Here is a 23,794-nt window from a genome sequence, read left to right as displayed (position 1 = left end):
GGTTAGCCTGTGACAGCCCTGGGTGCTATTGGGGCTTGCTGTCGGCAGTAAAGGGATACGGCTGCTTCCAGTGCTGGAAGATAGGCTTCAACTCGCCGCTGCGTACCAGTTCAGCCATGCGTCGGTCGAACAGCTCACTCAGGGCCTTGCCGTGTTCGTTGCGGGCAAAGGCCAGGTACAACGGCAGTTCGGCGACATGGGTGCGACGGAACCGCTCTGGCTGGGAGGTTTGGCCAAGAACGTAGTCAACCTCGGTCAGCGCATCGATGTAGAAGTCCACGCGATCATGTTCAAGCATTGGCAGGATGCCTTCGCGCCGCTGGATCTCACGCGCCGCCTTCACGTTCGGCAGGTAGCTGCCGTAGTCGTAGCCACGCACCCAGGCCAGGCGATACTGACCCACGGTGTCCAAGGTCGGCACCGGCTTGCTGGCAAGCCCCAGCGCATAGATGTGGTCCATGTCGAAGTGCCAGCGCGGGTAGAGGTTGTCCTCGTTCTCATCCTTGTAGGAACCGACCCAGGCATCGGCCTCGCCGCGTTTGACCAGCCCGACGGCCCGGCTGTAAGGGGCACTTTTTGCCACGACCTTGACGCCGGCAGGCTCGAACACCTTGCGCAAGACATCCCAGGCCACGCCGGTACCATCGGCATTGGTGTAATCCAGCCACTCTTCACTGACCAGATGGACCTGTTTCGGTACGCCTTCGGCTGCCAGCGCCCCATGGGCACAGCAGAGCAGTATTGCCAGCAGCACAGTCCGAATGGCCATCAAAGCGCTCCCTGTCTCAGCCAACCGCCCACACCAGAACCTGCATACCCAACCAGGCGAACGCCCCAGCCAGGACATCATCGAGCATGATACCGACACCGCCGTGCACATGACGGTCGATCCAGCGAATCGGCCATGGCTTGAGGATGTCGAAGAAGCGGAACATCAGGAACCCCGCCAGAATCCACTGCCACCCTTCCGGCACCAGCCAGAGGGTGATCCACATGCCGACCATTTCATCCCAGACAATGCCTTCATGGTCGTGCACGCGCAAGTCATTGGCGACTTTACCGCACAGCCAGAAACCGAACAGCATGGTGATGCCCAGCAGCAGCCAGTACCCCCAATCGGGCAGCATCTGCCACAGAGGGATGAACGGAATGGCCACCATCGAGCCCCAGGTACCGGGCGCCTTGGGCAGCGTGCCCGAACCGAAGCCGAACGCGATGAAGTGCCATGGGTTGCGCCAGACCGAGGGCGGAACGAACTCCGCAGGCACCTGGTTGGGGTGGTCGGTCACGGTGTCTCCCTAAAGTGTTGATAGCCCCGCTGTACGGGGGTGATGTCCTGGCCTTGGCGGTCACGCAGGGTCACACCCTGCCCTTGTAGCACCCGGCCGATGACATGTATGCCGGCGTCCGCCAGGGATGAAAGCGCCTCAGGCGGCAGGGTGAACGCCAATACGTAGTCGTCGCCACCGGTGAGCGCCGCGTGCACCGCCGCATCGTGCCCGAGAAAGGCCTCTAGTGCAGGAGACACTGGCACCTGCGCCAGGTTCACCTCAAGGGCGACGCCGGAGGCCTTGGCGATATGCCCGCAATCGGCGAGCAGGCCGTCGGAAATATCCAGCGCCGCCGTCGCTCGCCCGCGCAAGCGACGGCCCAGCCCCAATTGAGGCAGCGGCGACCAGTAGTGGGCCAGCAGGGGCTCGCTCTGCTCGGCAGGTGCCTCTCGCTCGCCCAGCACCAACGGTAGCGCACCGGCTGCCTTGCCCAACACGCCACCCACACACAGCAGGTCACCCGGCCGGGCACCGCTGCGGCACAGGGCCTGCCCAGCCGGGACGCTGCCGAAAACCGTGACAGTGATGCTCAAAGGGCCGCGCGTGGTGTCGCCACCGATCAGGCTCATGCGGCAACGCTGGGCCATGCGGCTGAGCCCGTCGGCAAAGGCGGCAAGCCAGTCGGGGCCAACGTCGGGCAGGGTGAGGGCAAGGGTGAAGCCGATGGCATTGGCGCCCATGGCTGCAAGGTCGCTGGCCGCCACGGCCAGTGAGCGCTGCCCGAGCAGACGCGGGTCACAGACCGTCGGGAAGTGCACCCCGGCAACCAGGGTGTCGGTAGACACCGCCAACTGCTCGCCCGGGGCAAGCTCGAGCAAGGCGCAGTCGTCGCCAATGCCCAGTGCCACGCCCTCACCGCCCTGCGCACAGGGCGCGGCGGCGAAGTAATGGTTGATCAGCTCGAACTCACCCATGGCTCGACAGCGCCAGGATCAGCGCTTGTTCGCCTTGACTTCTGCTTCGCGCAGCGAAGGTGCCAGCTTGTCCAGCACGCCGTTGACGAACTTGTGGCCGTCAGTGGCGCCGAAGACCTTGGCCAGCTCTACGCCTTCGTTGATCACCACGCGATACGGTACATCGACGCGCTTGATGAACTCCCAGGTGGACAGGCGCAATACGGCCAGTTCGACCGGGTCGAGCTCTTCCAGGGCGATGTCCATGCACGGTTTCAGCGCGCTGTCGATTTCGCTCTTGATTGCCGGGACCCCATGCAGGATCTCGCGGAAATAGGCGCCATCGACATCGGTAAAATCGTTATCGACCCGGAACTGCGCTTCGATCTCGTTCAGCGAATGTTGAGCCATGTGCCATTGGTACAGGGCCTGGGTCGCGAGCTTGCGGGCTTCGCGGCGCTTGGCGCTCTTCGATGGCTTGCCGGCATCCGCAGGTTTGGGATCGCGCGGGTTGAAACGATCGCTTTCGTCGCTAATCACTTGGCCTCCAACTGCGCCAGCAGGCTGACCATTTCCAGAGCGGACAGGGCAGCTTCAGCACCTTTGTTACCGGCCTTGGTGCCGGAACGCTCGATGGCTTGCTCGATGGAGTCGACGGTCAGGACACCGAAGGCCACCGGCACACCGAACTCCATGGACACCTGGGCCAGGCCCTTGGTGCATTCGCCCGCCACGTATTCGAAGTGCGGGGTACCGCCACGGATCACTGCACCCAGGGCGATGATCGCGTCGTATTCACCTTGCTGGGCGACCTTCTGGGCAACCAGCGGGATTTCGAACGCGCCAGGGGCACGAATGATGGTGATGTCGCTTTCGCTGACACCGTGGCGTACCAGGGCATCAACGGCACCGCTTACCAGGCTTTCTACGACGAAGCTGTTGAAGCGGCCAACCACCAAAGCATAGCGACCTTTGGGGGCAATGAAGGTACCTTCGATGGTCTTCAGGGTCATTCCGATGTTCTCATCTTCAAGAGCGAGGCCGCGCACTGGCGGCCTCGGGAGGGTTTGGACTCGAGCGTGAGGGCGCAGGCGCCGCCTCAAGTCACTCGGAGGGCACGTATTCTACAACTTCCAGATCGAATCCGGATATCGCATTGAATTTCATCGGCGAACTCATCAGGCGCATCTTGCGCACGCCAAGGTCACGCAGGATCTGCGAACCGGCACCCACGGTGCTGTAGGTGGTCGGTGCCTTGGTCGGTGCATCGCCTGCGCTTTCGCGGATATGCGCCAGCAGCACGTCGCCATCCAGCGGGTGGCCCAGCAACAGCACCACGCCGCTGCCGGCCTCGGCAACTGCGGCCATGGCGGCGCGAAGGCTCCAGCGGCCAGGCTGCTTGACCAGCAGCAGGTCGCGCAGCGGGTCCATGTTGTGCACACGCACCAGGGTCGGTTCTTCGGCGCAGACCTTGCCCAGGGTCAGGGCCATGTGCACATCGCCTTCCACTGCGTCGCGGTAGGTGACCAGGTTGAACTCACCCAGCTCACTTTCGATCAGCTGCTCGGAAACGCGCTGCACGGTGCGCTCGTGGATCATGCGGTAGTGGATCAGGTCAGCGATGGTGCCGATCTTCAGGCCATGCTCGGCGGCGAACACTTCGAGTTCGGCGCGACGCGACATGGTGCCGTCATCGTTCATCACCTCACAGATCACGCCACTAGGCTCGAAGCCGGCCATGCGTGCCAGGTCGCAGGCGGCCTCGGTGTGGCCGGCCCTTGCCAGGGTACCGCCAGGCTGCGCCATCAGCGGGAAAATGTGGCCCGGGCTGACGATGTCTTCGGCCTTGGCATCCTTGGCGGCTGCGGCCTGCACGGTGCGCGCGCGGTCGGCCGCCGAGATGCCGGTGGTAACGCCTTCGGCCGCTTCGATCGAAACGGTGAACTTGGTACCGAAGCCTGAACCGTTGCGCGGCGCCATCAGCGGCAGCTTGAGCGTTTCACAACGTTCGCGGGTCATCGGCATGCAGATCAGGCCACGGGCGTGCTTGGCCATGAAGTTGATGTGCTCAGGCAGGCAGCACTCGGCCGCCATGATGATGTCGCCTTCGTTTTCACGGTCTTCGTCATCCATGAGGATGACCATTTTGCCCTGGCGGATGTCTTCGACCAGTTCTTCGATGCTGTTGAGCGCCACGCGGCACCCCCTTCTCAATCAGGATTTCAAGAAGCCGTTGGCGGCCAGGAAGCTTTCGGTAATGCCACTGCCCTTGCTCGGTTCGGCAGCCTTGTCGCCCAGCAGCAAGCGCTCCAGGTAACGGGCCAGCAAATCGACCTCAAGGTTTACCCGACGCCCTGCGCGGTAGTCGGCCATGATGGTTTCGGACAGGGTGTGCGGGACGATGGTCAGCTCGAACTCGGCGCCATTGACCTCGTTGACCGTCAGGCTGGTGCCGTCGACGGTGATCGAACCCTTGTGGGCGATGTACTTGGCCAGTTCCTTGGGTGCACGCACGCGGAACTGGATGGCGCGAGCGCTATCGCTGCGCGAGATGATTTCACCGACACCGTCGACGTGGCCGCTGACCAGGTGGCCGCCCAAGCGGGTGGTCGGGGTCAGGGCCTTCTCCAGGTTGACCTTGCTGCCACTCTTGAAGTCGATGAAAGCGGTGCGCTTGAGGGTTTCGACGCTGACGTCGGCCCAGAAACCATCACCTGGCAGCTCAACGGCGGTCAGGCACACACCGTTGACGGCGATGCTGTCGCCGAGCTTGACGTCACCCAGGTCGAGCTTGCCGGTCTCGACGTAGACGCGCACGTCACCGCCCTTTGGGGTCAGGCTGCGGATGGTGCCGATGGATTCGATGATGCCGGTGAACATGGGGTCTTCCTCAAAAACGGGTTGCGCGGGGCAAGCCCGGCATTATACGCCGGGCGCCGGCAGAGGGATGGCCGTGACCCGCCAGTCATCGCCCACTGCACGCATTTCGGTGATTTTCAGCCGTGGCGCTTCGCTCATCTTCGACAGGGGCCAGTCCAGCAACGGGCGGGCCTGGGAGCCAAGGAAAGTGCCGGCGACGAACAGCAGGTACTCGTCGATCAGGCCACGTTGGGCAAAAGCGCCGACCAGGCCAGGGCCAGCTTCCAGCAGGATGTCGTTGACGCCCCGCGCAGCCAGCGTTTGCATCAAGGCGAGCAGGTCGACCTGGCCATTGCTGCCCGGCAGGCTGAGCAGCTCATGGCCAGCCTGAGCGTAGCGCGGGTCGTCGCCCACGGCGGTTACCACCAGCGCAGGGCCGGCCTGGAAGAACGGCGCGTTCAGTGGCAGGCGCAGGCGGCCATCGATCAGTACGCGCAAGGGGGGGCGGCTGAGCGCCAGCGCGGTGGTGTCGGGGTCCAGGCCAAGCTCGGCAGCGCGCACGGTCATCCGTGCGTTGTCGGCCAGCACGCTGGCGGCGCTGGTCAGCACCACACTGGCGCGGGCGCGCAGGCGCTGCACTGCAGAGCGAGCCGCAGGCCCGGTGATCCATTGGCTTTCGCCGCTGGCCATGGCGGTGCGGCCATCCAGGCTCATGGCCAGCTTGGCCCGCACGAACGGCAAGCCGTGCTCCATGCGCTTGAGGAACCCGGGGTTCAGGGCACGGGCCTGGGCTTCGAGCACGCCGCTGGCGACTTCGATGCCTGCTTCGGCCAGGCGGCGCAGGCCCTGCCCGGCGACTTGCGGGTTGGGGTCCTGCATGGCTGCCACCACCCGCGCCACGCCTGCCTGTACCAGCGCCTCGGCACACGGTGGGGTGCGGCCATGGTGGCTGCACGGCTCCAGCGTCACGTATGCACAGGCACCGCGGGCACGCTCACCGGCCTGGCGCAGGGCATGCACTTCGGCATGGGGTTCACCGGCACGCACATGCCACCCCTCACCCACCACTTCACCGTCACGGACGATCACACAACCCACACGCGGGTTGGGGTGCGTGGTGTAGATGCCCTTGCGGGCAAGCTCCAGGGCACGGGCCATGTAATGGGCGTCGAGGATCGCGGTCTGGCTCGGCATGCTCACTCTTTAGCCGGCTCGCGGGCCAGGCGGTCGATTTCTTCACGGAACTCATCGAGGTCCTGGAAGCGCCGGTATACCGAAGCGAAGCGGATGTAGGCCACTTCATCGAGCTTGCGCAATTCGGCCATCACCAGCTCACCCACCACCAGCGACTTGACTTCGCGCTCACCCGTAGCGCGCAGGCGGCTCTTGATATGCGCCAGGGCCGCCTCGAGGCGTTCGACGCTGACCGGGCGCTTCTCCAACGCACGCTGCATGCCGGCACGCAGCTTTTCTTCGTCGAAAGGCTGGCGCGTGCCGTCCTGCTTGATCAGCCGGGGCAATACCAACTCGGCGGTTTCGAAGGTAGTGAAACGCTCGCCGCAGGCCACGCATTCGCGACGGCGGCGCACTTGTTCGCCCTCGGCGACCAGGCGCGAGTCGATGACCTTGGTGTCGTTGGCACCGCAAAAGGGACAGTGCATGGTGGCAGGCAACAAAAAAAGGGAGGGCCATGGTAGCGCATCCCACTGGCAAGACAAGCCAAAGGGGTTAACATCCAAGGTAAATCTGCCCCTGAAGGATTACCCCATGCATTATCGAGCGCTCGTCGTGCTGGGCTGCGCCGCCCTGCTCGCCGCCTGTGGCAGCGACCGGCCGAAGACCGAGCCAGCCCCGGCACCTGCGCCCGCCAAGGTGGCGAAAAAGGCCGAACCGCTGGGCCCGCTGCCCGCCTATCAACGCGAACTGAGCGGTACCTTGCTGGAAATCCCCCGCGGTGCCGACGTGGAACTGGCCTTGCTGGTCATCGACGAGCGCGACCGCCCGCAACAGCTTCTGGCCAGCAGTACCCTGACCGGCACCGGCCAGGCGCTGCCCTACCGCCTGCGCTTCAACCCCGAGGTCTTCCCGGCCGGCGGTCGGGTCGAGCTGCGTGGGCGCGCCAGCCAATCGGGCCAACTGATCATGCACCTGCCGCCCGTGCGCATCACCCAGGCCCAGACTCAGGCCACTGGCCCGCTGCGTTTCAAAAAGGCGCCTTAGGTGGCGCCGCTTGCCCTGCAACAGGCCCTCAGCGGCCTGATCGGCGAAGCGCGGCTGGTCGTCACTGAACTGCCCGGGTGCGCGCTCAAACTCTGGTTGATCGACGATCAGAACATGGACCGCGCCTTCAGCAGCGAAGAAACCCGGCGCATTCTCGAAGACCCACCGTACTGGAGCTTTTGCTGGGCCAGCGGCCTGGCCATGGCCCGTTACCTGGCAGCGCACCCGCAGTGGGTGGCCGGCAAGCGCGTGCTGGACTTCGGCGCCGGTTCCGGTATCGCCGGCATTGCCGCGGCGCGCGCCGGCGCATCGGAAGTGGTGGCCTGCGATCTCGACCCGCTGGCACTCGATGCCAGCCGCGCCAACGCCGAGCTGAACGGGGTCGAGCTCAGCTACAGCAACGACTTCTTTGCCGAAGACGACCGCTTCGACCTGATTCTGGTTGCGGATGTGCTCTACGACCGCGCCAATCTGCCGCTGCTGGATGCCTTCCTCGGCCGTGGCCGTCAGGCCCTGGTGGCCGATTCCCGAGTACGCGACTTCAGCCACCCGCTTTACCAGCAGCTGGGCGTGCTTGAAGCACTGACCCTCCCGGACCTGGCCGAGCCGCACGAATTCCGCCGGGTCAGCCTGTACCACGCCAGCCGCGAGCCTTTATAGTGGTGCCATTCACGGATTTGCGAGAGTCACGATGAGCCAGGAAACACCGTTTATCTTCGATGCCACCGACGCCAACTTCCAGCAACTGGTGATCGAGAATTCCTTTCACAAGCCGGTCCTCGTGGACTTCTGGGCAGAGTGGTGCGCGCCCTGCAAGGCGCTGATGCCACTGCTGGCGAAGATCGCCGAGGGTTATCAGGGCGAGCTGCTGCTGGCCAAGATCAACTGCGACGTTGAGCAGCAAGTCGTTGCCCAGTTCGGCATTCGCAGCCTGCCCACGGTGGTGCTGTTCAAGGATGGCCAGCCAGTCGACGGCTTTGCCGGCGCGCAGCCGGAGTCAGCGATCCGCGCCATGCTTGAGCCGCATGTGCAGATGCCTGCCGCGCCGGCAGCATCCCCCTTGGAACAGGCCAAAGCCTTGTTCGCCGAGAGCCGTTTCGCCGAAGCTGAGGCACTGCTGCAGGCGCTGCTGGGGGAAGACAACAGCAATGCCGAGGCGCTGATCCTGTATGCCCGCTGCCTGGCCGAGCGCGGCGAGCTGGGCGAAGCGCAGGTCGTGCTGGACGCGGTCACGACCGATGAGCACAAGGCTGCCCTGGCCGGGGCCAAAGCGCAGCTGACCTTCCTGCGCCAGGCCGCCAGCCTGCCGGAAGTCGCCGACCTGAAAAGCCGCCTGGCGCAGAACTCCCAGGATGATGAGGCGGCCTACCAACTGTGCATCCAGCAGTTGGCACGCCAGCAGTATGAAGCGGCGCTGGATGGCCTGCTGAAACTGTTCCAGCGTAACCGCGCCTATGAAAACGGCTTGCCGCAGAAGGCGATGCTGCAGGTGTTCGACTTGCTCGGTGGCGACCATCCGTTGGTCGCGGTTTACCGCCGCAGGCTGTCTTCGGCCATGTTCTGATTCGCACAACAGGCGAGGGCTATGCCCTCGCTTGCGCGGCCGCACAGGGCAATCGCCTCAACCGATCCAGTGATACACCGGCGCATCCGCGCCACTTTCCACCTTCACCTCACTGCTGTGGCGCAACCGCACCAACAGCCGCTTACCCGCCGCCGTACTGCCCGCCAGCCCTTCCAACCGGTCCAGCAATTCAGGCCCGTTCATCTGCCCCGCCTTACGAAGCACCTCGCGGGCGGCCGTCCACTGCCCATCATCCTGGCGCGGCGCTGCCGCCATGGCCTGCGGTGTGGCGTCGGCCGCCACAGGCACCTCAAGCTGCCGCCCCAACTGCGCCCACTCCGCGGGCTCCAGTTCGATGGTCAGGTCCACCGGCCAGTCCCCAATCTGTCCCCGAATTCTCACGATGCATTCCTTCTAGCGCTCCAATGCCCCCATGCTACAACAACATGAAACCTGCAGAACGCAGGCTGGCGGCACAGATAAAAGCTGTTATAACATCACCAATTCATTCCCAGCCCACTTCTGGAGTCGTCCATGCGTCGCCTGCTGCTCGCCCTGCCCTTCGCCCTGCTGCCCCTGGCCGTGGCTCATGCCCACGACGAACACGACCATGACCATGATCACGCCCACGGCACGCTCGGCGCGCATGAGCACGGGGTGGCCAAGCTCAACGTGGTACTCGACGGCAACACCCTCGAGCTGGAGCTCGACAGCCCGGCAATGAACCTCGTGGGCTTTGAACACAGTGCCAGCAGCGACGCCGACAAAGCCAAGGTCGCCGCCGTGCGCCAACAGCTCGAGCAACCCCTGAAGCTGTTTGGTCTGCCAGCGGCTGCTGGCTGCACGGAAGAGGCTCAGGAACTGGAGAGCCCACTGTTCGGTGATGCGGCAAAAGATGACGACGGTGATGACCATGAGCATGAGCATGAGCATGAGCATGGCCACCAGCACAGCGATATCGAAGCGCACTATCAGCTCAAATGCTCCGCCCCGGAGAAAATCGCTGAGCTCGACCTCGCACCGCTGTTCAAGGCCTTCCCTGCTACGCAAAAAATCAATGTGCAGTTGATCGGCCCGAACGGCCAGAAAGGCCTGGAAACCTCGCCTGCCAATGCCGTGGTTCGGTTCTGAATGAGCCTGCCGCTGATCGCGCTGCAAGACCTGGTGTTTGCCTGGCCGGGGCAGCCGCCATTGCTGGATATCCCCGCGTTTCGCCTGGAAGCAGGCGAAGCCCTGTTCCTCAAGGGCCCCAGCGGCAGTGGCAAGACCACGCTACTGGGGCTGTTGGGCGGGGTGAACGTGCCTGCCCAGGGCCGTATCCAGTTGCTCGGCCAGGATCTCGGCGGCTTGGGCCAGAGCGCTCGCGACCGCTTTCGGGTCGATCACACCGGTTATATCTTCCAGCAGTTCAACCTGCTGCCGTTTCTTTCGGTACGGGAAAACGTCGAACTGCCATGTCGCTTCTCCAGCAGCCGCAAGGCTCGGGCCGAGCAGCGTCATGGCAGTGTCCACCAGGCGGCCAGCGCACTGCTGGCCCACCTGGGCCTGGACGAGCCCGCACTGCTTGCCCGCCGCGCCGACAGCCTATCGATTGGCCAGCAACAACGGGTTGCCGCGGCCCGTGCATTGATCGGCCAACCCGAGCTGGTCATCGCCGACGAACCCACCTCGGCACTGGATGCCGACACCCGGGAAGCGTTCATCCGCCTGCTGTTCGATGAATGCCGTGCTGCCGGCGCCAGCCTGCTGTTCGTCAGCCATGACCAGAGCCTTGCACCGCTGTTCGACCGTCATCTGTCACTGGCCGAGCTGAACCGCGCAGCCAAGCCCCGGGAGGCCTGATGTACCTGCTTCGCCTTGCCCTGGCCAGCCTGGCCAATCGCCGTTTCACCGCGTTCCTCACCGCCTTCGCCATCGCCTTGTCGGTGTGCCTGCTGCTGGCGGTCGAGCGCGTGCGCACCGAAGCCCGTGCCAGTTTCGCCAGCACCATCAGCGGCACCGACCTGATCGTTGGCGCCCGCTCGGGCTCGGTAAACCTGCTGCTGTATTCCGTATTCCGCATTGGCAATGCCACCAACAATATCCGTTGGGACAGTTACCAGCATTACGCCCAGGATCCACGGGTGAAGTGGGCGATCCCTATTTCACTGGGCGACTCGCACCGCGGGTATCGGGTGATGGGCACCACCGGTGAGTACTTCAGCCATTACCAGTATGGTCGCCGGCAGCATCTGGAGCTGAGCCAGGGGCGTGAGTTTGCCAGTGATCCGTTCGAGGTGGTGCTGGGCGCCGAGGTGGCCGAGGCCCTGCACTACAGGCTTGGCGACAAGCTGGTGCTGGCTCACGGCGTGGCGGCGATAAGCCTGGTCAAGCATGACGACAAGCCGTTCACCGTGGTCGGCGTGCTGAAACGCACCGGCACGCCGGTCGACCGCACACTGCACATCAGCCTGGCGGGGATGGAGGCGATCCATATCGACTGGCATAACGGCGTGCCTGCACGTGGCGCCGGGCGCATCAGCGCCGAGCAGGCCCGAACCATGGACTTGCAGCCGGCCGCCATCACCGCCTTCATGCTCGGCCTGAACAGCAAGATCGCCACCTTCAGCCTGCAGCGCGAGATCAATGAATACCGCAGCGAGCCGCTGCTGGCGATCTTGCCCGGGGTAGCGCTGCAGGAGCTGTGGAGCCTGATGGGCACGGCCGAACAAGCCTTGTTCGTGGTCTCGCTGTTTGTCGTACTGACCGGTTTGATCGGCATGCTCACGGCGATTCTCACCAGCCTCAACGAACGTCGCCGGGAGATGGCGATTCTGCGTTCGGTGGGCGCCCGGCCTTGGCACATTGCCGGGTTGCTGGTGCTTGAAGCGCTGGCGCTGGCCAGTGCGGGTATCGTTGCCGGGCTCGGCCTGCTGTATGCCGGCATCGCGCTGGCCCAAGGCTACGTTCAGGCCAATTACGGCCTGTACCTGCCGCTGGCCTGGCCCAGCACGCACGAGTGGACGCTGCTTGCTATCATCCTCGGCGCAGCGCTGCTGATGGGCAGCGTGCCGGCCTGGCGCGCCTATCGGCAGTCGCTGGCCGATGGCCTGTCGATTCACCTCTGAGAAAACGCCATGCTTCGCGCGCTGTTGTTATCCCTACTGATGCTCGCCGCCCCCACCTGGGCGGCCGAGCCCCGCGAACTCGACTGGCCTGCACTGATCCCCGAAGGCGCGCCGATCATCCCGCCGCAGCTGGCCCCACTGCACGACATGTCGCAGCTGAGCAATGCCCTGTCCGCGGAATCTGCCCCAGCGGCGCGCCAGCAAGCGCCCGATGCGCCGGTGGTGCAGGAACTGGACGGCCAGCACATCAAACTTCCCGGCTATATCGTGCCGCTGGAGGTCAGCGAAGAAGGTCGCACTACCGAGTTTCTGTTGGTGCCCTACTACGGCGCCTGCATCCATGTTCCGCCACCACCCTCCAACCAGATCGTGCATATTTTCAGCGAAATGGGGGTACGCGTAGAAGACCTGTACCAGCCGTACTGGATTGAAGGAAAGCTGCATGTCAAAGCCTCCAGCAGCGAACTGGCCGACGCCGGTTACCAGATGGAAGCCGAGAAAATATACGCTTATGAGCTGAAGTGAGAACTGTTTCTAATTCATGAATGCAGTTCTTTGAGCTGGGTCAAACATTACGTTTAGACGGCTCCGTACCATTGGACAACTCGATTACTCACGTCCTTTCGGAGCTTCCATGAACAAGTCCTTGCTCGGCGCCTCACTTGTGGCCCTTGCGCTCGCCGCCCCTGCCGCCCACGCCTACCAGGCGGGAGACATGATCCTTCGTGCAGGCGCGATCACCACCGCCCCGAACGAAAGCAGCGGCGACCTGAAGTTCGACGGCAACAAGGTGTCGGGCACCAAGGCGACACTGGACAGCGACACCCAGCTGGGGCTGACCTTCGCCTACATGCTCACCGACCACATCGGCCTCGAACTGCTGGCCGCCACGCCGTTCCAGCACACCGTTGGTGTCAAAGGCCTGGGCGGCGGCCTGGACGGCAAGCTGGCCGACATCAAGCAGCTGCCACCGACCCTGTCGCTGCAGTACTACCCGATGGCGCCCAGCTCGCGCTTCCAGCCCTACGCTGGCATCGGTATCAACTACACCCTGTTCTTCGACGAAGACCTGAGCAGCGAGCGCAAGCAACAAGGCTTCAGCAACCTCGAGCTGCAGGACTCGGTCGGTATCGCCGGCCAACTGGGCATGGACTACATGCTGACGGACAACCTGCTGGTCAACGCCTCGGTCTGGTACGTCGATATCGACACCAAGGCCAGCGTCGACGGCCCGAGCGCGCTGGGCTACAGCAAGACCAAGGTCAACGTGGAAGTCGACCCATGGGTCTACATGGTTGGCCTTGGCTACAAGTTCTGACCACTGCGGTGCAAGCCGGTCAAGGCTTGATGGCAGTCAGTTAGCGTTATCAGGGCTGCTACGCAGCCCATCGCCGGCAAGCCGGCTCCCACCGGTACCGCGCAAGCCTCAAGAACTGCCGCAGTCCTGTGGGAGCCGGCTTGCCGGCGATAGGGCCGGCACAGACGCCGGAACCCCAGCGCCCGAGCGCGCTAGCAAGTCAACCTCCACAGATACGGCGCAAGCCACAAGAACTGCCCCAGCCCTGTGGAAGCCGGCTAGCCGGCGATGGGCCTCAAAGCCCCCTGAGTCACGCCTTGCCGAGCAAACGAGCCAGGCCTTCTTCCATCGAGGTCGGCTGCGGGAAGTCGAACCGGGCCAGCAAGCGCTGGTTATCCGCACGCGAATGGCGGATATCACCCGAGCGCGCGGGGCCATAGCTGATCGCCGGCAGGCTGCCCACCACCGTTTCCAGTGCCTTGAGCAACTGGTTGAGCGAGGTTGCCTGGTTCAGGCCGATGTTCACCGCGCCCTCTTCCACCTGCGCCATTTCCAGCGCTTGCACCATCACCTGCACCAGATCGCCGACATAAAGGAAATCGCGGGTCTGCTCGCCGTCGCCAAACACGGTGATCGGCAGCCCCTGGGTCGCTCGCTCGCTGAAGATGCTGATCACCCCGGAGTACGGCGAGGATGGGTCCTGGCGCGGCCCGAAGATATTGAAGAAGCGGAACACCACCGGCTCCAGCCCATGCTGGCGACGGTAGAAGTCCAGGTACTGCTCGCTGGCCAGCTTGTCCACCGCATAGGGGGTCAGCGGCGCCTTGGGCGTCTCCTCGGCAATCGACTGGCCTTCGCCGTTATTGCCATACACAGCCGCGCTGGAGGCGAACAGCACCCGGCGCACACCCTGCAGGCGCATGGCCTCACAGATATTCAGGGTGCCGATGAAATTGCTTTGGTGAGTCTTTACCGGGTCTTCGACCGAGGCCTGCACCGAAGCCACCGCAGCCAAGTGGACCACTGCGCTGCAACCGGTCGCGGCGCGCTGAACCAGTGCGGCATCGGCAACATCGCCTTCGACCAGCTCGAGGCGCGGGTTGCCCAGTTGCAGGTTGTCGCGCTTGCCAGTGGACAGGTCGTCGAGCACACGCACCGCGTAGCCTTTAGCCAGCAACGCATCGCACAGGTGGGAGCCAATGAAGCCGGCACCGCCGGTGATCAGGATGGGGGCGTCAGCCATGGCGGTAGAATCGGTCCAGTAAAGGCGGCAGGCCGGCGCGCCAGGCACGCGGCTTGATGCCGAAGGTATGAAGGATTTTCTTGCAGGCCAGCACTGCGTTCTGTGGTTCTTCACTGGCATCCGGGCGGGCGGCATGGGCCTGCGCGGTCGGCGCCTGCACGGCCAGCTGGCGGTGCTGCCCGGCCTCTGCCAGGATCGCCTGGCCCAGCGCCAGCGGCGTGGTCGCCTCGTTACCGGCGTAGTGGTAAGTACCCCACAGCGGCGCGGTGCAATCGAGCTGCTTGAGCACCGACAGGATCACCCGTGCGGCATCGTCGACCGGCGTCGGGTTACCGCGACGGTCATCGGCCAGCAGCAGTTCCTGTGGCTGCTCGGCGCGGGTCAGGAAGCGGCCCAAGGCACCGTCGATGCTCTCGTCCAGCAGCCAGCCAAAGCGCAGCAGCACATGCTGCGGGCACGCCGCACGCACGCTCTGCTCGATGCGCCACAACGCCTGACCACGCAGGCCCAACGGCACCGGCTCATCCTTTTCGCTATAGGCTGTAGCACGCGAGCCATCGAACACCCGGTAGCTGGAAGGCTGCACCAGGGTGATCTGGTGGTGCTGGCACAGCTCCGCCAGCCGCTCCACCGCCCGCTCCTGCTGAGCCAGGCGCTGTTCGCTGACCGACTCGGCCTGGAACCAGTCGAAGTAGTAAGCCAGGTTGACCAAGGCGTCGGGGCGATGATCGTCGAGCAGCTGGGTCAGGCTGGCCGGCGCCCAGCCGTCTTCCGGCGGGCGCGGCGCCAGAAATGCGATGTCCTCCTCGGCCCCGAGACGAATCAGCGCTTGCCCAAGGGCATTGCCACCACCCAACAGCATCAGGCGCATACGCATAGAGTCAGCAGATCCGAACAGGTTGATGAGGGAAAGGCGTCATTTTGCGGTTTCCAGGCGGGGAAGTCCAACCCTGAGGCTGACAGCACTGCCTGCGTAAGACGATTCCTACCATAGCAACGGACATTCCCCACGAATCACAAGAGCGCGGCCCTACATCCGCGGTAAAAAATATCGAGTTAGATAGTCAGCACCCTAAAAACAAGTTCCACCTTCCCCTACATACAAAGAAATAACAATGACAGGGTTAAACTCAAAGTCCAGATCTCAGATCCTCAACCTCACACTCAACAAACTGCCAGCCAGCACCGACTTCTTACCAAGCCCTGACTCCGCACTATTGATCAACAATAGCCAGGCACCTCATGCTCGCGACATTTTCAAGGACAACCGAAGATTGCTGGTTCGAGTATTCGGGTATTCAACGGATGCAAGGCCAGTGACTTTACAACAAGATCCACTGCTCGTACGCGGCCAAGGCGGGGGAGATATAAATGGAGATTGAAGTTTCATTACTCTTACCGCTGGCCTCGATCGCATTGCTCGCCGGTTTTTTTGATGCGATAGCAGGAGGCGGAGGGTTACTCACGTTGCCGGCCTTTTTCATCGCAGGTGTCGATCCGGTGGCGGCAATGGCTACCAATAAATTTCAGGCCTCTTCAGCCAGTGTTTCAGCCGTATGGGCGTTCGCGCGCAAGCGAATGATCGAATGGCGAACTGGCTGGTCCATGGCCGCTTTGTCGTTCGTCGGTGGCGCTACAGGCGCATTGTCGATCAGCATGCTCGACAAAGCCCTCCTGGAATCAGTTGTACCCATCTTGCTGATTACAGTGGCCCTCTATTTCGCGCTCAGCCCCAAGCTTGATACCAAGGCGCGCAGGCAGAGGGTCTCGTATCTGGTATTCACGCTGGCAGTTGCTCCAGTCATTGGGTTCTACGACGGTATATTCGGGCCAGGCACGGGGTCATTTTTCATGGTGGCCTTCACGTTACTCTTGGGGCAACACCTGATGCAGGCGATCTGCAGCAGCAAATTGCTCAATGCATCCTGCAACCTCGGCGCCCTTTCGGTGTTTGCTTTCAGCGGCGCAATCATCTGGCCCCTGGCACTGGCCATGGCAGTTTGCGCCATTGTCGGTGCGCAACTCGGCGCACGTTGTGCACTGTACTTCGGGCCACGGCTGATCAAGCCATTGCTGATCACTATTTGCTGCCTGATGTCGTTGAAGCTGCTACTCAGCGAGGGGCATCCGGTTGGGGAGTGGTTGCGACAACTTTGAGCCTTCATTGAACAGGCAATGAGCCGGGAGTCCGGCCCCTTCCCAACCGGTGCGGCCCCGGCAAAGTTGGCCCACCAACTGGCCATTTACTTCTCAGAGGTCACCGGCGGCAATACCTGTACAAGCGCTCATCTATTCGATTTCGAACAACCCGTTACTGAGCGGGCCCACACTCAACCGCTCACGCACATCGTCATCGATGCGCGGATCATCCGGTCGATACAGCTTCACCTGCCGGTAGGCATTGATGCGATTGATCTCCTCACCCAGGTACTCCCACACCACGCGGGTGCAGGCCGGGTTGCGCCGGTCGCCGCTGGAGACGCCGGTCTTCAGGCCATTCAAGCGGGTGATGCGGCTTTTGAAGCTGGGGATGAGGATGGTCTGGCTCATCTCGTTCAGGGTCAGCGACTCGTAGTCGATGAGAAACATCCGGTCCTGCAGCTGAAACGCCGCGCCCAGGTAGCGGCAACGCACCTCGGCATGCAGGTCAGTAGCGCTCGAGCGCTCCTGGCGCTCCTGGCGTTCGAACAGGAAGCGGCCGCGCTCCTCGCGCAGGTGCACCAGCGACACCAGGATCGTGCCGGGTACCGACATGCAGTTGGAGTACTCGAAGTAGTAGCCGCAATAGCGCGACAGGTTGCCGGCGTGCTCGTGCAGCGGGCGGAACAGCTCGCTGATCGGGTCGCTGGGCTGGTCGGCCAAAGCCGATACCCGGGCGCCGATCAAGCGGGCGAACTGTTCGGGTGGCAAATTCAGCTCGTAATCCTCGACACCGAAGAAATCACCGATGCGTTTGAGATTGAACGCTGTCGGACGGCTCTGCCCGCTCAGGTACTTGTTGAACTGCGCGCGGTTGATCGACAGCTGGCGGCAAACTTCGGAGATAGAGCGGTAGTGGCTGCAGGCCAATTTGAGGTTGCTAGCGAAATGATCGCTCATTTTAGGCATCCAGGGTGACGCGAATGGCGCAAGTGTAGCATCAAGTCGCATCAACTCAGAGCAACCAGCGAAATTGTAACCACTCTTGTCATGGCCAACCATGCGCCCCAACGATAGCGGTGCGCCTGCCGTCCGCTGGTCTTTCCACGCGAAGAATAAGAATCGAGGTCATTTTCCAATGCTCGAAGCACTCAACGATTTCCTTTCGGGGAAGCTTCTCATCGTGCTGATCGTCGGTCTCGGCGGTTACTTCACCATCCGCTCGCGGTTCGTACAGTTCCGCCATTTCGCCCACATGTTCAGTGTGTTCAAGGAATCGCTGCGTGGCCAGGCAGGCCAGTTGAGCTCCTTCCAGGCCCTGATGCTGAGCCTGGCCGGCCGCGTCGGCGCCGGTAACATCGCCGGTGTCGGCATCGCCGTGACCCTGGGTGGCCCGGGCGCCGTGTTCTGGATGTGGGTCACCGCATTGGTGGGCATGGCCAGCAGCTTCTTCGAATGCACCCTGGCCCAGGTGTACAAGCGCGCCGATGGCGATGGCCTGTACCGTGGTGGCCCGGCCTACTACATCCTGCACGGCCTGAAGCTCAGGAGCATGGCCATCGTGTTCTCGATCCTGCTGCTGGTCACCTACGGCTTCGCCTTCATGGGCCTGCAGTCGTACACCGTGACACACTCGCTACAGAACGCTTTCGGCTTTGACCCAAGCCACACCGGTATCGCCCTGGCGGTGCTGTTGGCCATCGTGTTCCTGGGCGGCATCAAGCGTATCGCTGCGGTCTCCGACCTGCTGGTACCGGTCAAGACCCTGGCCTACATCGCCGTAACCTTGTACGTGATCGGCACCCAGATCGAACACGTGCCGGCCATGCTGGAAACCATCTTCAAAAGCGCCTTCGGTCTGGACCCTGCATTCGCCGGCCTGCTCGGCAGCGCCATCGTCATGGGCGTGAAGCGCGGCGTGTTCGCCAACGAAGCAGGCTTGGGCAGTGCGCCCAACGTTGCTGCCGTGGCAGCCGTGAAACACCCGGGCGCACAAGGCGTGGTCCAGGCATTCAGCGTGTTCCTGGACACCTTCCTGATCTGCACCTGCACCGCCCTGCTGATCCTGCTGTCTGGCTTCTATACCCCGGGCTTCGAAGGTGACGGTATCGTCCTGACCCAGAACTCGCTGGCCGCGGTGGTCGGTGACTGGGGCCGCCTGTTCGTCAGCGTCGCGCTGTCGCTCTTCGTCTTTACCTGCATCCTCTACAACTACTACCTGGGTGAGAACAGCCTGCAGTTCCTCAGCCGCAACCGCGTGGTATTGCTGGTGTTCCGTGGCCTGGTGCTGGCGCTGGTGGTATGGGGCTCGGTACAGGACCTGACGACCGTGTTCGCATTCGCCGACATCACCATGACCTGCCTGGCCTTCGTCAACCTGGTCGCCCTGGCCCTGCTGTTCAAGGTCGGCTTGCGCGTGATGCGCGATTACGATGACCAGCGCAAAGCCGGCATCAAGCAGCCTGTGTTCGACTCGAGCAAATTCGCCGACCTGGACCTGGACCGCGACGCCTGGCCGGCCAATCCTCAGGCCGAAACTGCCGCTGACACGACCGTCGGCCAAGTTCAGCCGCAGCGCTGATATCCTCGCCTGCCCAGCCGCCCCATTCGCGGGCGGCTGCCTACTCTCCGCTCACCGCTACGGATGCTTTCCATGCGTGCAGTCAAGAATCTTCTCGTCCTCTACACCGGGGGCACCATCGGCATGCTCGAAACCGCCGAAGGGCTGGCACCGGCCGGTGGTTTCGATGCGCGAATGCGCGAACACTTCGCCCAACTGAGCGATGCACCCCAGCTGCAGTGGACGCTGCAGGAAATGAACCCACTGCTCGACAGTGCCAACATGCAGCAGCACAACTGGCTGGCGATGCGTGATGCCATCGTCGATGCAGTGGACAATGACGGCCACGATGGCGTGCTGGTGCTGCATGGCACCGATACCCTCGCCCACAGCGCGGCGGCGTTGTCGTTCCTGCTGCTGGGCCTGCCGGTACCCGTACTGCTGACCGGGTCTATGTTGCCGGCCGGTGCACCGGGCAGTGATGCCTGGGACAACCTGTGCGGTGCCCTGCACCAGTTCGAACAAGGCCTTGAGGATGGCGTACAGCTGTACTTCCATGGCCAGCTGCTGCCGGGCTGCCGCGCCTCGAAGCTTCGCAGCGAAGCGTTCGACGCCTTCGCCGCGTTGCCGCGTCATCGTGAAGGCGAGCGGGCGAGCGACGTACCGGCCAAGTTGGGTTATCGCCAGCAGCGCCAGCCAGTGAACCTCGCGGTGATGCCGGTATTCCCGGGGTTGCAGGCCGAACACCTGCGTGCGCTGCTCGACACCGGGGTGCAAGGGCTGCTGCTGGAGTGTTACGGCAGCGGCACCGGGCCGTCGGATGACCAGGCCCTGCTCGACGTGCTGCGCTCTGCGCGCCAACGTGGGGTGATGCTGGTTGCCATCAGCCAGTGCCCAGAGGGTTCGGTGGTGTTCGATACCTATGCAGCGGGCAACCGCCTGCGTGGTGCCGGCCTGGTCAGTGGCGGTGGCATGACCCGTGAGGCGGCGCTGGGCAAGCTGTTTGCGCTGCTGGGCGCGGGGCTGGATGCAGAGGCTGCAGAGCCGTGGTTTGCGCTGGACCTGTGCGGCGAGCGCGCGTGACCAGGAAATTGGCGGAAGGCAGCGGGAGTCGAACCTGCCCGGGAACGGCTGCCGTCCCCAACCGGGTTTGAAGCCCGGCCGCGCCACCGGGCGCGAGTGCCTTCCTTGAACTCAGTGCCTGGCCTGCTGCTGGGCCAGGGCGCTGTCGGCGCGGATGTGACGCTGATCGGCAACCCTGCGGGTCAGGCCGATACGGTCGAAGTATTCCAGAATCTGCACACTGCGCTTGCGACCGATGCCCAACATATCGCGAAATGCGGCCACCTGCACTACCGGTGTTTCATTCGCTTGCCCAAGCAGCAGCTCTGCCATGCGCTGTAGCGTCGCCTCGGGGTAGAACAGGTCACGTACCACCTGATGCACGACGCCAAGCCTGGCCAACTTTCGGAGCAACAGGCGCACATCCGCCTCGGCGCATTGTTCTTCGCTGGCCAGCGTCCGCACCCATGGCGGATCGAACTGCCCTTCCAGCAACCTTGGCTGCAGCCGCGACCATAGCGCGCTGTCGGCGTCGCTCAACTGCACCTTGTGATCGGGCAGATGCAACCACGGCCCGCTGCTGGCAATGACGCCTTCGCCGAGCATTTCCTCGAGCAGGCTGACGAAGGCGGGACGCTCGATGGGCAAAGCGGCGAAGCGGCGCAGGCGGTCACGGTCCGGGCCGAGCTGATCGGGCTCCAGCTCGTGGAACGACACCAGTTGTTCGCGCAGCTGGTGTTTGAGCGCCTGCCACTGGGTCTTGGCGAACAACAACTGGCCTTGCCTTGTGGCGACCACCTGCACATCAGCAGGCAACTGCCAGCCCTCACGCAAGCGGTTGAACTGGCGCTCCAGCCGCTGCGGGTCAAGCCCGCCCGGCGCGTTGTGGAGCAAGGCCATCAGGGCCTGCTCCAGCCCCTCGGCATCACGCAGCACCTTCAACTGGCGCAAGCGCGCCTCGCTGCGACGCTGCCGGCTCGGGGCGAACGGGTCCAGCACCGTACCGCCGCCAAGCGTGCGCTGGGCACGCTGGTCGCGCAGCACCAGGCGGTCGCCGTGCACGGCTTGCAGCGGCGCATTGAGCAACAATTGGGCGAACATACGCTGGCCTGCAGGCAGGCGCTCGCCTTCGAGCAGGGCGACCCGCGCGGTGACGTCCTGGGTGCCCAGATGTACGTGCACGGCACTGAAATGCTCGAAGGGACGGGCTTCCCCGGCGAGCAGTTGCAGTTCGATGTCCACCCGTGTGCTGGGCGCGTGCAGCCACTGCGATACCAGCCAGTCGCCACGGCGCACCTGCTCCATGGCGAGCCGCTCGGCTGCAATGTTCAGTGCCACACGCTGCCCGGCTTCAGCCACCAGCGCGGCCTGGTTCTGCGCATGCAGACCGCGTACGCGCACGGCTTTACCGGCCTTGCCCAGCAACAACGTATCACCCGCGCTGACACGCCCGGCCAGCGCCGTACCGGTGACCACCAGGCCAGCCCCGGTGACCGCGAAGACGCGGTCGATAGCCAAGCGAAAGCCCCCACGCACGCTGCGCCGCTTCAAGCGCTCGCCCGCCGCCAGCACAGCATCACGCAGCGCCTCGACCCCCTCGCCGGTGACACTCGACAGCGGGAACTGCGCCGCCCCGGCATAAGGCCCGGGCGCCAGCAGTTGCGCAATCTGCGCCTGTACCTCGGCCACGCGCGCCGGCGCGACCCGGTCGCACTTGCTGATTGCCACCAGTGCCTGGGGGATGCCCAGCAACTCGATGATCGCCAGGTGCTCACGGGTCTGCGGCATGACGCCGTCATCGGCAGCCACCACCAGCAACACCAGATCGATACCATGGGCGCCGGCAAGCATGTTGTGGATGAAACGCTCGTGGCCGGGCACATCGATGAAGCCCGTCAGTGGCGCGCCTTCGGCGAGGGCGGCATAGCGATAGCCCAGGTCGATGGTCATGCCGCGCTCGCGTTCTTCCTGGCGGTGATCGCCGGCCTGCCCGGTCAGGGCCTGGAGCAATGCAGTCTTGCCGTGGTCGATGTGGCCGGCAGTCCCAACGATCACTGCACCGGCCCCAGCTGCAGGGCCGGTAACTGCGCCAACCACTGGGCTTCGTCGTCCAGTTGGCGCAGGTCGAGCCACAACGCATCATCGTCGATACGGCCAAGTACCGGCACCGCAAGGTCGCGCAAGGCGCGTTCCAGCACATGCAGGCTGCGCCCGCGCAATTTCTTCGACACCTGTGGGCGCAGGCACAGCGCGGCGCTGGGCAGGCGGGCGACCGGCTGGCTGCCGCTGCCGATCATGCCCAGCGCAGGCTCGACGCTGACTGCCCATTGCCCACCGAGACGGGCTTTGAGCTCGGGTGCCAGGCGCTCGGCCTGGGCGTGGATCTCAGCCTGGGTGCGGGTCAACAGGCGCAGGCTGGGCAAGCGCTCGGCCAGCCTGTCCGGGTTGCGGTACAGCGCCAGCACGGCTTCGAGGGCCGCGAGGGTGATCTTGTCGACGCGCAGGGCGCGTTTGAGCGGGTTTTTCTTGATCCTGGCGATCAGGTCCTTGCGCCCGACGATGATCCCGGCCTGCGGGCCGCCCAGCAGCTTGTCACCGCTGAAGGTCACGATATCCGCGCCATCGGCCAGGGCCTGGCGCACAGTCGGTTCGGCGGGCAGGCCCCAGCGGGTCAGGTCGAGCAGACTGCCGCTGCCCAGGTCTTCGAGCAGTGGCAGCTCATGCAGGTGGGCGATACGTGCAAGCTCTGCGGTGGGCACCTGCGTGGTGAAGCCCTGGATGCTGTAGTTGCTGCAATGCACCCGCATCAACAAGCCGGTACGCGGGCCGATGGCAGCTTCGTAGTCGCGGGCATGGGTGCGGTTGGTGGTGCCGACCTCGTGCAGGCGTACACCGGCACGGGCCATGATGTCGGGAATGCGAAAGGCGCCACCGATCTCGATCAGCTCCCCGCGGGAGATGATGCCCTCCTTGCGCGCGCCCAGGCTGTTGAGTGCAAGCAGCACGGCGGCAGCATTGTTGTTGACCACGGTGACCGCTTCGGCGCCGGTCAGCTCGCGGATCAGCCCTTCGATGAGATCGTCTCGGTCGCCACGCTTGCCGGTGGCAAGGTCGAACTCCAGGTTGAGCGGATGGCGGGCGGCGGTCTGCATGGCTGCAACGGCTTCCTCCGGCAACAGGGCACGCCCCAGGTTGGTGTGCAGTACCGTGCCGGTGAGGTTGAAGACGCGGCGTACCTGGCTGCGCTGCTGGGCCGCCAGGCGCTCGCCGCTGCGGCCCAGGAGGATTTCAGCGCCCAGTTCGGCAGTGCCGAGTTGGCCGTTGCGAACAGGTTCGCGTAGGTCGTCGAGCAGTTGGCGCAGGGTAGCAAGCACCGCGTCGCGGCCATGGCGCTCGATCAGCGGGAGGCAGGCCGGGTGGCGTAGCAGGGTGTCGATGGACGGGAGCCGTGGCGTGTTGCTGGCGAGGCTTGAAGACATCAGGTACTACCTTATCCATTGTCTGTTCGGCCCTCATCGC

26 protein-coding genes and 1 tRNA gene are annotated in these 23,794 nt (G+C 64.0%); 11 read left to right on the top strand and 16 right to left on the bottom strand.

Going from position 1 to position 23,794, the window contains the following annotated elements:
• Window positions 1–25: 25 nt before the first annotated feature.
• The 9 genes from ACIPZC_RS03375 to nrdR form a co-directional block, all read right to left on the bottom strand.
• Window positions 26–769, bottom strand: a complete 744-nt coding sequence (locus tag ACIPZC_RS03375) for a substrate-binding periplasmic protein (RefSeq protein ID WP_400624798.1) — start codon at window positions 767–769, stop codon at window positions 26–28.
• 16 nt (window positions 770–785) lie between these two features.
• Entirely contained in the window at window positions 786–1,289 is a 504-nt protein-coding gene (locus tag ACIPZC_RS03370) for a phosphatidylglycerophosphatase A (protein WP_241803983.1), read from the bottom strand.
• Window positions 1,286–2,245 (bottom strand): thiamine-phosphate kinase, encoded by a 960-nt coding sequence (thiL, locus tag ACIPZC_RS03365; protein WP_241803984.1) that lies wholly within the window; start codon window positions 2,243–2,245, stop codon window positions 1,286–1,288. The genes ACIPZC_RS03370 and thiL overlap by 4 nt, the downstream gene beginning before the upstream one ends.
• A gap of 18 nt (window positions 2,246–2,263) precedes the next feature.
• Window positions 2,264–2,764, bottom strand: coding sequence for a transcription antitermination factor NusB (gene nusB / locus ACIPZC_RS03360; RefSeq protein ID WP_012312511.1), 501 nt, complete (start codon window positions 2,762–2,764; stop codon window positions 2,264–2,266).
• Window positions 2,761–3,237, bottom strand: a complete 477-nt coding sequence (ribE, locus tag ACIPZC_RS03355; protein WP_008092356.1) for a 6,7-dimethyl-8-ribityllumazine synthase — start codon at window positions 3,235–3,237, stop codon at window positions 2,761–2,763. Before ribE ends, nusB begins: the two co-directional genes overlap by 4 nt.
• Before the next feature lie 91 nt (window positions 3,238–3,328).
• The gene (ribBA, locus tag ACIPZC_RS03350; protein WP_241803985.1) at window positions 3,329–4,420 is read right to left on the bottom strand and encodes a bifunctional 3,4-dihydroxy-2-butanone-4-phosphate synthase/GTP cyclohydrolase II; all 1,092 of its coding nucleotides are present in this window, start codon (window positions 4,418–4,420) and stop codon (window positions 3,329–3,331) included.
• An 18-nt stretch (window positions 4,421–4,438) separates the two neighbouring features.
• A complete protein-coding gene (locus ACIPZC_RS03345; protein ID WP_400624794.1) occupies window positions 4,439–5,104 on the bottom strand; it encodes a riboflavin synthase in 666 nt (221 codons plus the stop codon).
• Between the two features lie 42 nt (window positions 5,105–5,146).
• The gene (gene ribD, locus ACIPZC_RS03340; protein WP_400624792.1) at window positions 5,147–6,277 is read right to left on the bottom strand and encodes a bifunctional diaminohydroxyphosphoribosylaminopyrimidine deaminase/5-amino-6-(5-phosphoribosylamino)uracil reductase RibD; all 1,131 of its coding nucleotides are present in this window, start codon (window positions 6,275–6,277) and stop codon (window positions 5,147–5,149) included.
• 2 nt (window positions 6,278–6,279) lie between these two features.
• Window positions 6,280–6,744 (bottom strand): transcriptional regulator NrdR, encoded by a 465-nt coding sequence (nrdR, locus tag ACIPZC_RS03335; protein WP_008092351.1) that lies wholly within the window; start codon window positions 6,742–6,744, stop codon window positions 6,280–6,282.
• Window positions 6,745–6,850: 106 nt separating this feature from the next.
• Between nrdR and ACIPZC_RS03330 the strand changes: the two genes are divergently transcribed.
• The 3 genes from ACIPZC_RS03330 to trxA are packed head-to-tail and all read left to right on the top strand — an operon-like array spanning window position 6,851 to window position 8,867.
• Window positions 6,851–7,303, top strand: coding sequence for a YbaY family lipoprotein (locus tag ACIPZC_RS03330; RefSeq protein ID WP_267820639.1), 453 nt, complete (start codon window positions 6,851–6,853; stop codon window positions 7,301–7,303).
• On the top strand, window positions 7,304–7,963 hold the full coding sequence (locus ACIPZC_RS03325) for a class I SAM-dependent methyltransferase (RefSeq protein WP_400624789.1): 660 nt from the start codon (window positions 7,304–7,306) through the stop codon (window positions 7,961–7,963).
• A 31-nt stretch (window positions 7,964–7,994) separates the two neighbouring features.
• Entirely contained in the window at window positions 7,995–8,867 is an 873-nt protein-coding gene (gene trxA, locus ACIPZC_RS03320; RefSeq protein ID WP_400624787.1) for a thioredoxin, read from the top strand.
• A 57-nt stretch (window positions 8,868–8,924) separates the two neighbouring features.
• Here the strand turns inward: trxA and ACIPZC_RS03315 are convergent, their stop codons facing one another.
• Window positions 8,925–9,269 carry a hypothetical protein gene (locus ACIPZC_RS03315; protein ID WP_400624785.1) on the bottom strand — a complete coding sequence of 115 codons (345 nt, stop codon included), beginning with the start codon at window positions 9,267–9,269 and terminating at the stop codon, window positions 8,925–8,927.
• A gap of 132 nt (window positions 9,270–9,401) precedes the next feature.
• Here ACIPZC_RS03315 and ACIPZC_RS03310 point away from each other — a divergent pair, with 132 nt between their 5' ends.
• From ACIPZC_RS03310 to ACIPZC_RS03290, 5 genes are all read left to right on the top strand, one after another.
• On the top strand, window positions 9,402–9,998 hold the full coding sequence (locus ACIPZC_RS03310; protein WP_400624783.1) for a DUF2796 domain-containing protein: 597 nt from the start codon (window positions 9,402–9,404) through the stop codon (window positions 9,996–9,998).
• Complete coding sequence (locus ACIPZC_RS03305) at window positions 9,999–10,709, top strand: ABC transporter ATP-binding protein (protein WP_241803993.1); 711 nt, start codon at window positions 9,999–10,001, stop codon at window positions 10,707–10,709.
• Window positions 10,709–11,974: an ABC transporter permease gene (locus ACIPZC_RS03300; protein ID WP_241803994.1), complete on the top strand. Its 1,266-nt coding sequence runs from the start codon at window positions 10,709–10,711 to the stop codon at window positions 11,972–11,974. Before ACIPZC_RS03305 ends, ACIPZC_RS03300 begins: the two co-directional genes overlap by 1 nt.
• Window positions 11,975–11,983: 9 nt before the next feature.
• Window positions 11,984–12,499 (top strand): DUF3299 domain-containing protein, encoded by a 516-nt coding sequence (locus ACIPZC_RS03295; protein ID WP_400624781.1) that lies wholly within the window; start codon window positions 11,984–11,986, stop codon window positions 12,497–12,499.
• Window positions 12,500–12,608: 109 nt separating this feature from the next.
• On the top strand, window positions 12,609–13,292 hold the full coding sequence (locus tag ACIPZC_RS03290; RefSeq protein WP_400624779.1) for an OmpW family protein: 684 nt from the start codon (window positions 12,609–12,611) through the stop codon (window positions 13,290–13,292).
• A 289-nt stretch (window positions 13,293–13,581) separates the two neighbouring features.
• Here the strand turns inward: ACIPZC_RS03290 and ACIPZC_RS03285 are convergent, their stop codons facing one another.
• The gene (locus tag ACIPZC_RS03285) at window positions 13,582–14,514 is read right to left on the bottom strand and encodes an NAD-dependent epimerase/dehydratase family protein (RefSeq protein WP_241803997.1); all 933 of its coding nucleotides are present in this window, start codon (window positions 14,512–14,514) and stop codon (window positions 13,582–13,584) included.
• Window positions 14,507–15,391 (bottom strand): sugar nucleotide-binding protein, encoded by an 885-nt coding sequence (locus ACIPZC_RS03280; RefSeq protein ID WP_400624776.1) that lies wholly within the window; start codon window positions 15,389–15,391, stop codon window positions 14,507–14,509. Before ACIPZC_RS03280 ends, ACIPZC_RS03285 begins: the two co-directional genes overlap by 8 nt.
• 494 nt (window positions 15,392–15,885) lie before the next feature.
• Between ACIPZC_RS03280 and ACIPZC_RS03275 the strand changes: the two genes are divergently transcribed.
• Window positions 15,886–16,671, top strand: a complete 786-nt coding sequence (locus ACIPZC_RS03275) for a TSUP family transporter (protein WP_400624774.1) — start codon at window positions 15,886–15,888, stop codon at window positions 16,669–16,671.
• Between the two features lie 132 nt (window positions 16,672–16,803).
• Here the strand turns inward: ACIPZC_RS03275 and ACIPZC_RS03270 are convergent, their stop codons facing one another.
• Window positions 16,804–17,613 (bottom strand): helix-turn-helix transcriptional regulator, encoded by an 810-nt coding sequence (locus ACIPZC_RS03270; RefSeq protein WP_241803999.1) that lies wholly within the window; start codon window positions 17,611–17,613, stop codon window positions 16,804–16,806.
• A gap of 178 nt (window positions 17,614–17,791) precedes the next feature.
• Here ACIPZC_RS03270 and ACIPZC_RS03265 point away from each other — a divergent pair, with 178 nt between their 5' ends.
• Window positions 17,792–19,234, top strand: a complete 1,443-nt coding sequence (locus tag ACIPZC_RS03265; RefSeq protein WP_241804000.1) for a sodium:alanine symporter family protein — start codon at window positions 17,792–17,794, stop codon at window positions 19,232–19,234.
• A gap of 72 nt (window positions 19,235–19,306) precedes the next feature.
• Window positions 19,307–20,296 carry an asparaginase gene (locus ACIPZC_RS03260; protein WP_349975220.1) on the top strand — a complete coding sequence of 330 codons (990 nt, stop codon included), beginning with the start codon at window positions 19,307–19,309 and terminating at the stop codon, window positions 20,294–20,296.
• Between the two features lie 9 nt (window positions 20,297–20,305).
• Here the strand turns inward: ACIPZC_RS03260 and ACIPZC_RS03255 are convergent.
• The 3 genes from ACIPZC_RS03255 to selA all read right to left on the bottom strand — a co-directional run bounded on the left by ACIPZC_RS03255 (window position 20,306) and on the right by selA (window position 23,754).
• Window positions 20,306–20,401 (bottom strand) — tRNA-Sec (locus ACIPZC_RS03255).
• Between the two features lie 6 nt (window positions 20,402–20,407).
• The gene (selB, locus tag ACIPZC_RS03250; RefSeq protein ID WP_400624771.1) at window positions 20,408–22,330 is read right to left on the bottom strand and encodes a selenocysteine-specific translation elongation factor; all 1,923 of its coding nucleotides are present in this window, start codon (window positions 22,328–22,330) and stop codon (window positions 20,408–20,410) included.
• Window positions 22,327–23,754: an L-seryl-tRNA(Sec) selenium transferase gene (gene selA, locus ACIPZC_RS03245; RefSeq protein WP_241804003.1), complete on the bottom strand. Its 1,428-nt coding sequence runs from the start codon at window positions 23,752–23,754 to the stop codon at window positions 22,327–22,329. Before selA ends, selB begins: the two co-directional genes overlap by 4 nt.
• Between the last annotated feature and the right edge of the window lie 40 nt (window positions 23,755–23,794).

The organism is Pseudomonas sp. NPDC089743, from assembly GCF_044748785.1.
GTDB classification, from domain to species: Bacteria; Pseudomonadota; Gammaproteobacteria; order Pseudomonadales; family Pseudomonadaceae; genus Aquipseudomonas; species Aquipseudomonas putida_X.
Note: the sequence above shows the minus strand (reverse complement) of the source record. Positions and strands in the feature narration are given on the sequence as shown.